Source organism: Halomonas sabkhae, assembly GCF_030409265.1.
GTDB lineage: Bacteria > Pseudomonadota > Gammaproteobacteria > Pseudomonadales > Halomonadaceae > Halomonas > Halomonas halmophila.
Genome location: NZ_JAUFPM010000003.1, coordinates 131,255 through 145,414, shown reverse-complemented (window position 1 = coordinate 145,414; position 14,160 = coordinate 131,255). Strand labels below are relative to the sequence as shown.

General features: G+C 65.5%; 14 protein-coding genes. 6 read left to right on the top strand and 8 right to left on the bottom strand.

The features are described 5' to 3' along the window. Positions 1–54: 54 nt before the first annotated feature. From QWY79_RS02370 to QWY79_RS02360, 3 genes are all read right to left on the bottom strand, one after another. Positions 55–1,545: a SulP family inorganic anion transporter gene (locus QWY79_RS02370; RefSeq protein ID WP_290269527.1), complete on the bottom strand. Its 1,491-nt coding sequence runs from the start codon at positions 1,543–1,545 to the stop codon at positions 55–57. 378 nt (positions 1,546–1,923) lie between these two features. After that, positions 1,924–2,691: a slipin family protein gene (locus tag QWY79_RS02365; RefSeq protein ID WP_290269525.1), complete on the bottom strand. Its 768-nt coding sequence runs from the start codon at positions 2,689–2,691 to the stop codon at positions 1,924–1,926. After that, positions 2,688–4,220, bottom strand: a complete 1,533-nt coding sequence (locus tag QWY79_RS02360) for an NfeD family protein (RefSeq protein ID WP_290269680.1) — start codon at positions 4,218–4,220, stop codon at positions 2,688–2,690. The genes QWY79_RS02365 and QWY79_RS02360 overlap by 4 nt, the downstream gene beginning before the upstream one ends. Positions 4,221–4,516: 296 nt before the next feature. Here QWY79_RS02360 and QWY79_RS02355 point away from each other — a divergent pair, with 296 nt between their 5' ends. The 6 genes from QWY79_RS02355 to QWY79_RS02330 all read left to right on the top strand — a co-directional run bounded on the left by QWY79_RS02355 (position 4,517) and on the right by QWY79_RS02330 (position 7,880). Then, positions 4,517–4,798, top strand: a complete 282-nt coding sequence (locus tag QWY79_RS02355) for a BufA1 family periplasmic bufferin-type metallophore (RefSeq protein WP_264824158.1) — start codon at positions 4,517–4,519, stop codon at positions 4,796–4,798. A 72-nt stretch (positions 4,799–4,870) separates the two neighbouring features. Next, the gene (gene bufB, locus QWY79_RS02350) at positions 4,871–5,746 is read left to right on the top strand and encodes an MNIO family bufferin maturase (protein ID WP_290269519.1); all 876 of its coding nucleotides are present in this window, start codon (positions 4,871–4,873) and stop codon (positions 5,744–5,746) included. Beyond that, positions 5,743–6,489: an HvfC/BufC N-terminal domain-containing protein gene (locus tag QWY79_RS02345; RefSeq protein WP_290269517.1), complete on the top strand. Its 747-nt coding sequence runs from the start codon at positions 5,743–5,745 to the stop codon at positions 6,487–6,489. The genes bufB and QWY79_RS02345 overlap by 4 nt, the downstream gene beginning before the upstream one ends. Further along, positions 6,486–6,956, top strand: a complete 471-nt coding sequence (locus QWY79_RS02340) for a DoxX family protein (RefSeq protein ID WP_290269515.1) — start codon at positions 6,486–6,488, stop codon at positions 6,954–6,956. Before QWY79_RS02345 ends, QWY79_RS02340 begins: the two co-directional genes overlap by 4 nt. A gap of 127 nt (positions 6,957–7,083) precedes the next feature. Then, positions 7,084–7,686 carry a sigma-70 family RNA polymerase sigma factor gene (locus QWY79_RS02335; protein WP_290269513.1) on the top strand — a complete coding sequence of 201 codons (603 nt, stop codon included), beginning with the start codon at positions 7,084–7,086 and terminating at the stop codon, positions 7,684–7,686. Next, positions 7,683–7,880, top strand: coding sequence for a zf-HC2 domain-containing protein (locus tag QWY79_RS02330; RefSeq protein WP_290269510.1), 198 nt, complete (start codon positions 7,683–7,685; stop codon positions 7,878–7,880). Before QWY79_RS02335 ends, QWY79_RS02330 begins: the two co-directional genes overlap by 4 nt. Before the next feature lie 27 nt (positions 7,881–7,907). Here the strand turns inward: QWY79_RS02330 and QWY79_RS02325 are convergent, their stop codons facing one another. The 5 genes from QWY79_RS02325 to QWY79_RS02305 form a co-directional block, all read right to left on the bottom strand. Then, positions 7,908–8,606, bottom strand: coding sequence for a haloacid dehalogenase type II (locus tag QWY79_RS02325; protein WP_290269508.1), 699 nt, complete (start codon positions 8,604–8,606; stop codon positions 7,908–7,910). A gap of 94 nt (positions 8,607–8,700) precedes the next feature. Next, complete coding sequence (locus tag QWY79_RS02320; protein ID WP_290269506.1) at positions 8,701–9,645, bottom strand: cyclodeaminase; 945 nt, start codon at positions 9,643–9,645, stop codon at positions 8,701–8,703. 137 nt (positions 9,646–9,782) lie between these two features. Then, positions 9,783–10,781: a hydroxyectoine utilization dehydratase EutB gene (gene eutB, locus QWY79_RS02315; RefSeq protein ID WP_290269504.1), complete on the bottom strand. Its 999-nt coding sequence runs from the start codon at positions 10,779–10,781 to the stop codon at positions 9,783–9,785. Between the two features lie 103 nt (positions 10,782–10,884). Next, entirely contained in the window at positions 10,885–12,294 is a 1,410-nt protein-coding gene (locus tag QWY79_RS02310) for an aspartate aminotransferase family protein (RefSeq protein ID WP_290269502.1), read from the bottom strand. A gap of 187 nt (positions 12,295–12,481) precedes the next feature. Continuing rightward, positions 12,482–13,963 (bottom strand): NAD-dependent succinate-semialdehyde dehydrogenase, encoded by a 1,482-nt coding sequence (locus QWY79_RS02305; protein ID WP_290269500.1) that lies wholly within the window; start codon positions 13,961–13,963, stop codon positions 12,482–12,484. Positions 13,964–14,160 lie beyond the last annotated feature (197 nt).

Below are 14,160 nucleotides of genomic sequence, written 5' to 3'. Positions count from 1 at the left end.
ACCATTGTTCTACACCATCACGGCCACCCGTCACAGAGTGGCCAGCGATGAAACTCAGTGGCCGCCCATCAATTTTTCGACGGCTTCCGGATCATCGTGAACGGCATAACGGTCGACAATGGTGGCGCTCGCTTCGTTCAAGCCGATCAGCTCGACGTCGGTCCCCTCGCGGCGGAATTTGATGACGGCACGATCCAGCGCCTGGACGGCGGTGATGTCCCAGAAATGCGCCCGCGACAGATCGATGGTGACCTTCTCGACACTTTCCTTGAAGTCGAAGGCGGCAGAAAAACGCTCCGAGGAGGCAAAGAATACCTGCCCGACCACCTTGTAGACCCGGCTGTGTTCGGTGTCACCGTCTTCCACACCGACGTAGAGGATATTGCCGACCTTGTTGGCAAAGAACAGCGCCGCCAGCAACACACCGACGAATACCCCCATGGCCAGGTTGTGGGTGCCCACCGTGACCGCCACGGTGGCCAGCATGACGATATTGGACGACAGCGGGTGCTTTTTCAGGTCGCGGACCGACTCCCAACTGAAGGTACCGATCGAGACCATGATCATCACCGCCACCAGGGCGGCCATGGGGATCAGCGATACCCAGTCGGCCAGGAAGACCACCATCATCAGCAGCATCACACCGGCGATCAGCGTCGACATGCGGCGGCGACCACCGGATTTGATGTTGATCACCGACTGACCAATCATCGCGCAGCCCGCCATGCCACCCAGCAGGCCGGCCCCGATGTTGGCCACGCCCTGGCCCTTGCACTCGCGATTCTTGTTGCTGCTGGTATCGGTCAGATCATCGACAATGGTTGCCGTCATCATCGATTCCAGCAGGCCGACGACCGCCAGCATCAGGGAGTAGGGAAAGATGATCGACAGGGTTTCCAGGTTCAGCGGCACATCCGGCCACAGGAAGAGCGGCAGGCTATCCGGGAGCTCGCCCATGTCACCCACGGTGCGAATTTCCATGCCGGTGGCCAGGTAGACAGCCGTCAGCACCAGAATGCAGACCAGCGGCGACGGCAGCATCTTGCCGACCTTCGGCAGGTACGGGAACAGATAAATGATACCGAGCCCCGCCGCCGTCATGGCATAGACATGCCAGGTCACATTGGTCAGCTCGGGGAGCTGCGCCATGAAGATGAGGATCGCCAGCGCATTGACGAAGCCGGTCACCACCGAACGCGAGACGAAGCGCATCAAATCCGCCAGACGCAGATAGCCGGCAATGATCTGCAGCACGCCGGTCAAGAGCGTGGCGGCCAACAGATACTGCAGCCCGTGCTCCTTGACCAGGGTCACCATCAGCAACGCCATGGCGCCTGTTGCGGCGGAGATCATGCCCGAGCGCCCACCGGCGAAGGCAATGATCACACAGATGGCGAAGGACGCATACAGGCCGACCTTGGGATCGACACCGGCGATGATCGAGAAGGCAATGGCCTCGGGTATCAGGGCCAGGGCCACCACAATGCCCGACAAGGTGTCCCCCTTGAGGTTGGAGAACCAACTCAGCTTCATTTTTTCGTACATGCTTCGGTCCAGTCAGGAGATGATGGTCATGCCATGGGCGCCAGGGGTATCGACCCCTGAATCGGTATCACAGTGGAGATCGGCGCCGAGGCGTTGTGTCGAAAACCGGGAAGTTGCGGCGCGGGCGCACAGGCACCGCGAGCATCACGACGATGCTCGACCTTGATGACATCGTGACGACGGCATCGCGGTCCGAAATGTGAGGGGAAATGCTAGGGCGGCGTGGCCAGCCCGGAACGAGGGGGCATCACGGTCAATCGGTTCCCTGGTTCGACATTAGCGGGGGTGAACGCGAGTCCAGAAAGCGCCCCCGACAAGAGCGCAAGAGTCTACCAGACTCCATGAGGCTCTGCACCCACCCTCCGTCCGAAGCCGGGCTCATTCGTCGCTTGACGGCCTGGTGCCCCGGGTCGACTGGAAGGCTTCCATGATGTCGATGGGCAGCGGCACCACGATGGTCGAGGCCTGGTTGTTGCTCATGTCGTTGATCGTCTGCAGGTAGCGCAGCTGCAGGGCGGCCGAGTTCTCGGACATGATATTGGCGGCCTCCACCAGCTTCTGCGAGGCCTGCAGTTCGCCCTCGGCATGGATCACCTTGGCGCGCCGCTCGCGTTCCGCCTCGGCCTGCCGGGCAATGGCGCGAATCATGCTGTCGTCCAGATCGACATGCTTGATCTCCACATTGGCCACCTTGATGCCCCAGCCCTCGGCCGAGGCATCGATGATCTCCTGGATGTCATCGTTGAGCTTGTCGCGCTCGGAAAGCATCTCGTCGAGGTCATGCTTGCCGAGCACCGAGCGCAGGGTGGTCTGCGCCAGCTGGCTGGTGGCACTGATGTACTGTTCCACCTGGATGATCGCCTTCTCCGGGTCCACGACCCGGAAATACAGCACGGCATTGACCTTGACGGTGACGTTGTCCTGGGAAATCACGTCCTGCTCGGGCACATCCATGGTGATCACGCGCAGATCGACCACCTGCATCTTCTGGATGGCGGGCACCACGATGAACAGCCCCGGCCCCTTGACGGACTGGAAGCGGCCCAGGAAGAACACCACACCACGCTTGTACTCCGGCAGGATACGAATCGAGGCCGCCAGCAGCATCAGCACCAGCACGGCCGGCACGAGATAGGCAAGCATCATGACGTCTTCTCCTCATCGTTGATGTCCGGGGCAGATGCGCCCCCGGCCCTGGCATCGAGGGGCTCCACCCTCACCACGAGCCCCTCGATATCGACCACGCGCACGCCCTGTCCGGGCTCGAGGGGCACGCTGCTGCGCGCCTTCCAGCGCTCGCCATGCAGGCGCACATGGCCCTCGCCCGGAAAGCCCCGGACCACCCTGGCCTCGCTGCCCACCAGTTCCTCCTGGCCGGTGCGCACCGGGCGTCGACGCAGGCCCAAGAAGCGCGACACCACCCACAGCATCAGCCCTGCCGCCACGAGGGCGACCCCGCCGATCAGCGGCAGCGAGATATTCAGGGTGTCGGCGTCCATCAGCATCACCGAGCCGATCACGAAGGCCACGATGCCGCCCATCCCCAGAATGCCGAAACTGGGCATCAGGGCCTCGCCGACGATCAGCCCCAGCCCGACCAGGATCAACGCCAGGCCGGCATAGTTGACGGGCAGCACCTGAAAGGCGAACAGCGCCAGCAGCAAGGAGATGACCCCCACGGTGCCGGGCACCAGGCTGCCGGGGTTGGAGAGCTCGAAGATCAGGCCGTAAAAGCCGATGATCATCAGGAAGTAGGCCACATTGGGGTTGGTGATCACCGCCAGCAGGCGGGTCCGCCAGTCGGGATCGAAGTGCTGGATGGCCAGGCCCTGGGTGGCGAGGGTATCGGGGCCGTCGGCCATGACCACCTCGCGGCCATCGATCCGGGCCAGAAGATCGTCGAGATCACTGGCCACCAGGTCGATGACATTACGCTCCAGGGCCTCACGGGCGGTGAGGTTGTGCGCCTCGCGGACCGCGGCTTCGGCCCAGTCGGCGTTGCGTCCATGACGCTCGGCCAGGGAGCGAATATAGGCCACGGCGTCCTCCAGCATCTTGCGCTCCATGGCGGTCTCGCCCCGGCGCTTGTCCGAGGTGCCGTTCTCCGCGGCAGCCGCGGTGTCGGTGGCGTCCTGCGAGGCGTTCTCATCGCTCTCATCGCTGGATTGCGCACCGCCACCCTGGCCATCATCCGGCGCTTCAGGCTCGCCACCGATGCCCGGCAGACCACCGCCGCCCATCTGCACGGGCGTGGCCGAGCCGAGGTGGGTCGCTGGCGCCATCGCCGCCACATGACTGGCATAGAGCAGGTAGGTGCCGGCACTGGCGGCGCGTGCCCCGGCCGGCGAGACATGCACGACCACCGGCACCTCAGCGCCCAGCATGCGCGTCACCATGTCGCGCATCGAGGCATCCAGACCGCCCGGCGTATCCAGACGCACCACCACCAGCTCGGCCCCGCGCGCTTCGGCCCTGGCCAGGCCACGGTTGAAGTAATCACTGGTGGCGGGCCCGATCGCCCCGTCCAGCGTCATCACCAGGGCCGAGCCACGTGCCGAGGGTGTCTGGGCCTGCTGTGCCAGTGTCTGACAAGCCAGCACAAACCCCAGCAACAGGCAGGCCAGGGCTGTCAGGATGGCGATTGGACGCTGAGGATGTCGCGGTGTGCCGTGCATGCGCTTCACCTCGCAACGGGCCGCCGGGCGAATCGTCGGCTTGCCCTGTCCTTCAGTGTAGTTGCCCGTCGGCCGCATGAAAAAAGCGCCACCCGGACGCACTTCGGCCGGCACGGGCGCGGTGCCCGCCAACGCGCCTTGCCTGAAGGGAGGCTCGCCACGCGAAAGTGCGATGAACCAAAAAAATTTCCTCGAGGCTGTAAGGATCCGTGATCCCGCGCCACTCAATCATAACCACCGACGCCTGACGAGCTGGCGCGGTGGCGTTAGACCCCCAGCCAACGAGGAGTCAGATCATGAAACAGTCCACACTGATGGCCGCCATCATCACCACCGCCATTGCCCAGGCCGGCGCCATGGGCACCACCATGGCCGACGATAAAGAGTCCATGGAAAAGTGCTACGGCGTCGCCCTGGCCGGCGAGAACGACTGCAAGGCGGGACCGGGCACCACCTGCGCCGGCACTTCCACCGTCGACTATCAGGGCAATGCCTGGACCCTGGTCCCCGAAGGCAGCTGCACCAGCATCGAGACCCCGCACGGCAACGGCAGCCTGGAACCCATCGAGCGTCCCTGAATGTCACCGGCTCATCCCGCGGGGTGAGCCGGATATCGGCAGGAGCCTGTTACACACAGAGGAGGAAGCAACATGCTCATGGATGCCCACCGCCTGCCTCGCGCCGCCCAGGGCATCGGCCTGAAGCCCCGGCACATGGCCGAGCTGCTCGCCGAGCGGGCCGACATCGACTTTCTCGAACTGCACGCCGAAAACCACATGAGCGCGGGCGGACCCATGCGCGACGATCTCGCCGCCATCGCCGCGCGCTACCCGCTGTCGGTGCATGGCGTCGGTCTGTCACTGGGCAGCGCCGAGCCCCTGGACGACCAGCACCTGGCCCGTCTGGTGCATCTGGTGGACGAGTTGAACCCGGTGCGTGTCTCCGAGCACCTGGCCTGGAGCCGACTGGAAGGCGATTTCTACAATGACCTGCTGCCACTGCCGCTGAGCGAGGAAAGCCTCGAGGTGGTGGCCCGCCATGTCGACACCACCCAGCAGGCCCTGGGGCGACAACTGCTGGTCGAGAACCCCAGCCTGTACATGGCGCTGGACAACACCCTGAGCGAGGCCGACTTTTTGACCGAGCTCGTCCGGCGCACCGGTTGCGGCCTGCTGCTGGACATCAATAACGCCTACATCAGCGCCGAAAACCTGGGACGCGACCTGAGCGACTACCTGAGTGCGCTGCCGCTGTCGGCGGTGGGCGAATTTCATCTGGCCGGGCATTCGCTGGACACCGAGGCGACGCCGCCCCTGCGCATCGACGATCACGGCAGCCCGGTCTGCGAGGCCGTCTGGCAGCGCTATGCCCAGCTGACGGACGCCCTGCCGGCGGTGCCCACCCTCATCGAGTGGGATACCCGCATCCCCAGCCTGCCGCGCTGGCTGGAAGAAGCCGCCCTCGCCCGCCGCTATCACGCCAGCGCGGCCACCGCACCGCTGGCCTGCCTGGAGCCGGCCTCATGACGTCGCTCGCCGAATGGCAACGGGACTTCGCCCGGGCCCTGCAGTTTGGCGAGGCCGGCGACAGCCGGCTGGGCCATCAGCCGGGCTTCGATGTCTATCGCAACAATGTGCGCCACAGCCTGATCGAGGCCCTGGCCCAGACCTTTCCGCACACCCGCACACTGCTCGGCGAGCGTTTCTTCCGGAGTGTGGCCAGCGACCATGTGCGTCAACGGCTCCCCGGAGAGCCACGCCTGCGCTACTACGGCCAGGCCTTTGCCGAGGCGCTGGAGCGCCTGAGCGTGATGCAGGACTACCGTTATGTGGTGGATATCTGCCGGCTCGAGCATGCCCGACTCAGCGTCAGCCACGCGGCCGATGCCTCGCCACTGAGCGCCGAGCTGCTGGGCCAGGCAGAGGACCCGCAAGCCGTCTGCTGCATGACGCATCCGGCGTCCCGGCTGGTGGAGGGCCACCACGATGTGCTGAGCCTCTGGCACGCCCTGGAGCGCGGCGAAGACCACGCCCCCGTCGGCGCCGCCGGCGACTGGCCCTGGCTGCTGATTCGCCAGGGCCGGCGTGTCGAGATACACCCAGTCAATCCCGGCACGCGCCGGCTGTATCACGCCCTGGAGTCATCATCGACGCTCGGCGAGGCGCTGGCGACCAGCGCTCGTCAGGCGGATCAGGCGCAGGTCAGCGAGGCGCTGGGCACCCTGCTGGCGCTGGGCAGCCTGACCCAGGCCCAGGAGACACCCGCATGAAGATTGACTGGCGCAAGCCACTCCACGGCTACTATCTGAAGCTCGCCCCCTGCCTCGACCGACTGCCGCTGGATGCCGTCCTGCTGCTGATGCGTCTGGTGCTGGGCAGCGTCTTCTTTCTCTCGGCCCTGACCAAGGTGGACAGCGGCGGCATCACCCAGAGCACCTTCTTCCTGTTCGAGCACGAATACGCCCTGCCGCTGATTCCCGCCGCCCTGGCCGCCTATCTGGCGACCATCGCCGAGTTTTCGCTGTCCCTGGCGCTCTGGGCCGGACTGGCAACCCGGCTTGCCGCCGTCGGCCTGCTCGGCATGACCCTGGTCATCCAGGCCTTGGTCTACCCCGGCGCCTGGGTCACCCACGGGCTCTGGGCCGCCAGCCTGTTGACCCTGGTGCTGCGCGGTGCCGGCCTGGTATCGCTGGACGCCCTGATCCATGCCTGGCTGTCCGGTCCGGCCAGGCGTTGAAAATCGCATGGACATTTCAATGAGTCATGACATCAGGATGGTGACAGGGTCGACAGGCAGGGTACCGCCATGCCGGCCATCCGCCCGGTCCATGCACCATCAGCCCAACGCTCAAGGGAAAGGATTCGTGAACCAGAGCCAGCCCCATGTCACGGACGATGAGACCCTGCGCCAACGCCTCGAGGCAGTGCGCCCTCGGTTGGTGTCCTTCGCGCTGCTCCATCTGCGCGACCGTTGCCAGGCCGAGGATGCCGTTCAGGATGCCCTGCTCACCGCCATGGAAAAGACCGCGAGCTTCCAGGGTCACTCCGGCTATGAAACCTGGGTCTTCGGGATTCTCAAGTACAAGATCCTGGATGCCATGCGGGCCCAGAAGAAAAACGGCCAGTGGCAACCGCTGGAGGACGAATCGGACGACGACGCCATCGATCGCATGTTTCAGCAGAACGGCCACTGGAGCCCTCAGGCGCGCCCCGCCGCCTGGGGAGACCCGGACCTGAGTCTCGACAACCAGGCCTTCTGGCAGACCTTCGATGCCTGCATGATCGGACTGCCGGATAACCTGGCGCGCATTTTTTCGCTGCGTGAGCTGATGGGGCTGTCGACCGCGGAGATCTGCCGGGAAGTCGGCATCAAGGAGAACAACTGCTGGGTGATGCTGCACCGCGCCAGGCTTCGGCTGCGCAGTTGCATCGAGAAGGGCTGGCTGAACACGGAGACGGCCTCATGAACAAATGCCAAGCGGCCACCCGCCTGATGTCTCTGAAACGCGACCGCCCGCTGACCCTCGGGGAGCGAGCGGCATTACGCCTGCATCTCGCGATGTGCAGCGCCTGCCGCCGTTGCGACCGTCAGTTCGAGATGCTGCACCGGGCCGGCCAGCACTTCACGCCTCGTGATTCGGACGACTCTTCGGAGCCTTGATCCAGTGGCCCGGTGATCACCTGCCGGTCATGAGCCCCGGCCTCCGGCTGGCCGCAGGTAGTCGACCAGCGCCTCGAGGTCGGCCACGGTGGTATCCGGCTCGATGCCCCAGGGATCGAAGGGCGCCTCCGGGCTACGCCGGACCCAGGCGGCATGCAGCCCGGCATGGCGAGCCCCGATAACATCGAAGGCATTGCTGGAAATCAACCAGGTGTCAGCGGACTCGGCTTCGAATCGCTGGCGCAGGTGGGCATAGACCACCGGGTCGGGCTTGAAGCGGTGGACCTCCTCGACGCTGACGATATCGGCGAAATACTCGCTCAGGCCGGCCCCTTCGAGCAGCCCGGCCACCGCGTCCCGACCACCATTGGAAAAGGCCACGCAGGTGACATCGGTCTCGGCGAGACGAGCCAGTGCCGTCCCGGCATCGGCAAAGGCCGGCAGACCGGCATAGGCCCCCATCAGGTGTTCCTTGTCGGTATCGGCAAGCCGGGTGCCCTGCAACCGATCGGTGAACTCCAGTGCCTCCCGGGTACAGCGCGAGAAATCCACATAGGCTCCCATCAGCCCGCGCCGAAAACTGTATTCGAGCTGCTTGTCGCGCCAGCATCGCGAAAACGCCGCGGCGCGTTCGGCATCGCCCAGCAGCGACGCCAGGGCCTCGACCACACCATGGGTATCGATCAGGGTGCCATAGACATCAAACGCCAGTACGCGTCGCTTCATCACGCCCTCCTCGACGATGCGTTGCCAATCTTTCTGCCCTCAGCGTGACGCGAGTCCGCGGGTTCGGCAAGCCCGGCCGCAGGCAGTCCCTGCCTCAGTCGGCCAGGCGTGACAGGGCAAAACCGGCAATGGCGGTATCCTGCACGCCGGTGCCGGTCAGGTCGCAGACGGTGATGGTGGCATCCGTCAGTCGAAGGCGCTCGCCGGCGGCGATCACCTGCCCCAGCTCATGCACCTTGAACGGCGCCTCGCGCCCGGCGAAGCCCTTGAGCTCGCCATTGGTCTCGCTCTGAGCGCGGGTATCACAGACGAAGGCATCGGCGCGGGTCAGCAGGGCGTCCGCCAGCTCGCGCTTGTCCGGGCTGTCCGAGCCCATGGCGGTCACATGCACGCCCTCCGGCAGGTCGCGTGCCTGCAGCAGCGGCTCCCGGGAAGGCGTGGTGGTGACGATGATATCGGCCTGTGCACAAGCGCTCGGCAGGTCCGCATGCACATTGACTTCCAGGCCACGCTGCCGCAACTGGTGAGCATACGACTCGGCGGCCTCGCGGCGCCGCGCCCAGACATCGACGACGCGGATATCACGCACCAGCCGCAAGGCCTCTACCTGCCGCTCGGCCTGTTCACCGGCGCCCAGCACCGTGACCCGCTGGCTGCTCTCCCGCGACAGCTGCTTGGCGGCGATGGCGCCGGCCAGCGCGGTGCGGATCATGGTCAGATAGCCTTCGTCGAAGAGCACGGCCTCCACCTGGCCGGTGCGCGCCGAAAACGCCATCATCAGGCCATTCAGGCTCGGCAGCCCGAGCCTGGGGTTGTCGAAGAAGCCGGGACTGACCTTGATGGCGAAGCGCTCGGCGCCGCGGATATGCGCGGTCTTGACGTCGACCTCACCATTGGACTCCTCGATGGCCATGGACAGAATCGGCGGCTGCACCACCTCGCCGCGCCCCAGCGCCGCGAAGCCCGCCTCCACGGCCGCCAACGCCGCATGGTCCAGGGTCACGGCAGCCTCGATGGCATCGCGTTGATACAACTGCATGGAAAAATCCTCCAGTAGCCGTGGGTGAGGGGTAAGAAGTGAGAGGTAAGGGGGCTGAAGTGATCCTGAAAATCTAGACACCTAACTCTTCCCTCTTCCCTCTTCCCTCTTCCCTCTTCCCTCTTCCCTCTTCACACCTATCGTCCCGCCAGCCTACGAGCCTGATCAAGCGTCTCCAGCGAGACGCCATTGCCGGACAGGATCAACGCCACCTGGCGGCCGCGGATATCCAGCTCATGCTCGTTCAGGGCGGCGAGCCCCACGGCGGCGGCGCCTTCGACGAACTGCTTGTCGTCTTCCAGCAGCTCCACCATGGCACGCGCAATGGCGGCTTCGGAAACCCGCCAGTGGGAATCCATGACCTCGCGCACCAGCGCCAGGGTGCAGCCATTGTCCAGGCCGATACCGCCCCCCAGCGAATCGCCGAGGCTGGCGACTTCTTCCACCTCGACCGGGTGACCGGCCAGCAGGCTGTCATGCATGGCCGCGCCCCGGGACAGGCTGACGCCCGTGACCTCCAGCTCGGGTCGGCTGGCCTTGAGGGCAGCCCCGATGCCGCCCAGCAGGCCGCCTCCCGAGAGGCCGACCAGCACCTGATCCAGGTCCGGCGCGTCGTCCAGTAGCTCAAGCCCAATGGTGCCCTGTCCGGCGGCGATCAGGGGGTCATCGAAGGGCGGAATCAGCGTCATGCCCTGCTCGTCGACCAGTCGCGCCACCTCGCCGAAGGCCTCGTCCTGGCTGTCGCCGATACGCCGTACCTCGGCGCCCAGCGCCTCGATGGCCGCGACCTTGTTGTCCGGCACCTGGCGCGACAGACAGATGATGGCCGGCACGCCGAGGCGTGATGCCGCGTAGGCGACCGCCCGGCCATGATTGCCGGTGGAGGCCGTGGTGACACCGGCCGCCAGGGCCTGCTGACCATGTCGCTCGAGCAGGGCGCTGATCATGTTGACGACGCCGCGCAGCTTGAAGGCACCGGTCGGCTGCAGCGTCTCCAGCTTGAGCAGGACCTCGGCCTCGAAGCGCGCCGACAGGGCCGCCGAGCGGATCAAGGGGGTGCGCGTCACCTGCCCGGCGATACGCCGACGCGCCGCCTGGATTTCGGCCAGTGTCACACCCAGCGCCGGCTTCGACATCTCATCTCTCCTCTCTCTGCGCGGATCATGCAACGCCCAAACGCAATCGCCGCAGGGCGCGAGTCCCTGCGGCGATTCCTTCACATCATGACGGCGATGCCGTTCAGGCGGTCTGCAGCGCGCCTTCGCGGGTCAGCTCGTCGGTCACCTTGTCGACGGCCTTCTTGGTACGCGCGACGATCTCGTCGACTTCCGCACGGGTCGTGGTCAGCGGCGGAGCGAAACCGAGAATATCGCCCTGCGGCATGGCACGCGCGATCAGGTTCTGCTCGTGAGCGGCAGCGGACATGCGCGGCCCGACCTTGAGGGACGGATCGAAGTGCGTCCGGCTGGCCGGATCGGCGGCGAATTCCAGCGCGCCCATCATGCCCACGCCCCGCACGTTGCCGACCACCGGATGATCGCCGAAGGTGGCCTGCATGCGCTCCTGCAGATAGGCACCGGTGTTGGCGGCATTGGCGGTGAGGCCTTCGCGCTCGATGATCTGCAGGTTGGCCAGGCCGGCGGCGCAGCCCAGGGCGTGACCGGAATAGGTCCAGCCGTGGCCGATCGGGCCGTATTCGCCGGTACCCTGCTCCAGCACATTCCACACGCGGTCACCGACGATCACGCCGGAAAGCGGCTGGTAGGCGCTGGTCAAGCCCTTGGCGATGGTGATCAGGTCCGGCTTGATGCCGTAGTGGTGGCTGCCGAACTCGCTACCGGTACGCCCGAAGCCGCACACCACTTCGTCGGCGATCAGCAGCACGTCGTACTTGGCCAGCACGGCCTGGATCTCGTCCCAGTAGCCTTCGGGCGGCGGCACGATACCCCCGGTACCCAGCACCGGCTCGCCGATGAAGGCGGCCACGGTGTCCGGGCCTTCGGCCAGGATCATTTCTTCCAGCTTGGTGGCGCAGTGCTTGGAGAATTCGCGCTCGCTCATGCCTTCCTGTTCGGCGGCACGGTGATAGTAGTACGGCGCCTCGGTATGACGGATCGTCTCGATCGGCAGATCGAAATGATCATGGAACGCCTTGAGGCCGGTCAGCGAGCCGGAGGCGATGCCGGAGCCGTGGTAGCCGCGCATGCGCGAGATGACCTTCTTCTTCTGCGGGCGGCCGAGCACGTTGTTGTAGTAACGCACGATCTTGAGCTGGGTCTCGTTGGCATCGCTGCCGGACATGCCGTAGTAGACCTTGGACATGCCGGGGCCGGCCAGCTCGAGGATCTTCTCGGAGAGCGCGATCTGCGGCTCGTTGGAGTGGCCCACATAGGTGTGGTAGTAGGACATCTCCAGCGCCTGCTGGTAGATCGCCTCGGCGACTTCACTGCGGCCATAGCCGATGTTGACGCAGTACAGGCCGGCAAAGCCGTCGATGAATTCGCGACCGTCCTTGTCGACGATGTTGATGCCCTTGCCGCCCGTGATGACGCGGCCCGGTGCATCGCCCTGGGCGAAGTCACGCAGGTGCGTGGAGGCGTGGAAGGTCACCTTGCGGTCGCGATCGATCAGATCCTTGTGCGTGGTCATGCAGTTCTCCATATAAGGCTCCCCGGCGGCGCCGGAGAGAAAGTTCGTCATCTTGGCTCGGCCTGCGGATAGCAGCCAGCCCGTGTTCGCGAGAAACGCTTAACGAGCTGCGAACCCCTCCCCACCTTCGGAGCAGGGTTGGGGTTGCTCGAAGCTCGTGGCTCGTGGCTCGTAACTCGCTGCAAGCTCAGCTACCAGAGACGGAGCCCAGCGCCCCCAGGCAGTAATACTTCGTCTCCAGGTACTCATCGATACCCGTCACGCCGCCCTCGCGGCCGAGGCCTGACTGCTTGACGCCGCCGAAGGGCACGGGCGGGCCGGTCATCTTCACGGAGTTCACCGAGACCATGCCGTATTCCAGGGCGCGCAGCAGTTTCCAGATGCGGCGGATGTCGTGGGTGTAGACATAGGCGGCGAGACCATACTCGGTATCGTTGGCCATGGCGATGGCTTCATCGTCATCGCGGTAGGCGGTGATGCCCGCCACCGGAGCGAAGTTTTCCTCGCACCAGACCTGCATGTCGCGGGTCACGCCGGTCAGAAGGGTCGGCATGAAGAAGTTCGGGCCCGGCGCCTGGCTCTGATCGCCGGCCACCAGGGTCGCGCCGCGGGAGACGGCGTCATCGACGATGGCGGAGGCCTTGTCGACGGCCTGACCGTGAATCAGCGGCCCCTGGTCGACCTCGCCCTGCATGCCGTTGCCTACCGTCATGGCGGCCATGCGCTCGGCGAAATGCTCGACGAAGGCATCATGGATGGACTCGTGGACCAGGATGCGGTTGGCGGCCAGGCAGTCCTGACCGGCGGTCTGGAACTTGGCGGCCACGGCGGCCAGCGCGGCTTCCTGCGGGTCCATGTCCGGCCCGACGATGAAGGGCGCATTGCCGCCCAGCTCCAGCGAGACACGCTTGACGGTGTTGGCGCTCTGCTCGAGCAGCAGGCGGCCGACCCGGGTGGAGCCGGTGAAGGACAGCGCCTTGATGCGCTCGTCATCACAGAGCAGCTTGGAGACTTCCGGCGCATCGCCGAGCACCACGTTGAACACGCCGGCCGGGATGCCGGCGCGTTCGGCCAGCTCGGCCAGCGCCAGCGCGGAAAACGGCGTCTCGTGGGCCGGCTTGACGACCACCGGGCAGCCGGCGGCCATGGCGGCAGCGGCCTTGCGGGTGATCATCGCCAGCGGGAAGTTCCAGGGCGTGATCAAAGCGGCGATGCCCACCGGCTCCTTGAGGGTGCCCAGGGCGGCGTTGGGGATGTGGCTGGGGATGGTGTCGCCGAAGGTGCGCTTGCCTTCCTCGGCGAACCAGCGCACGAAGCTGGCACCGTATTCGACTTCACCACGCGCATCCGGCAGCGGTTTGCCCTGCTCCAGGGTCATGATGGTCGCCAGATCCTCGCGATTGGCCTGCAGCAGGTCGTACCAGGCCAGCAGACGCTCGCAGCGCTCGTCGGCACGCAGGGCACGCCATTGCGCAAAGGCCTCATCGGCGGCGTCCACGGCCCCGCGAATCTGATCGGCTTCGAGCACCGGAATATGACCCAGTGTCTCGCCGGTCGCCGGATCGATAACGGCTTCCTCGCGGCCGGTAGTGCCGTGAGTCCACTTGCCGTCGACGTAGGCATACTGACGGAACAGTCGCAGATCGCTCAGCTGGTTGGACAGCATCATATACTTCTCCCCCTGATACGCCGGAGTCGCTCCGACACCGGCCATGAAGAAAACCGCGGCGGATGCCGCGTGATGTCCCCATGGTATGGGAGAAGGCTGCTCAGGACTTTTCAAAGCAGGCCGCGAGAACGTCGAGGATTTTTTTTCCCGCGCGACTGACTTGGTGTTTTTTCTGCATGCCTAGCTGTGTCAACCCA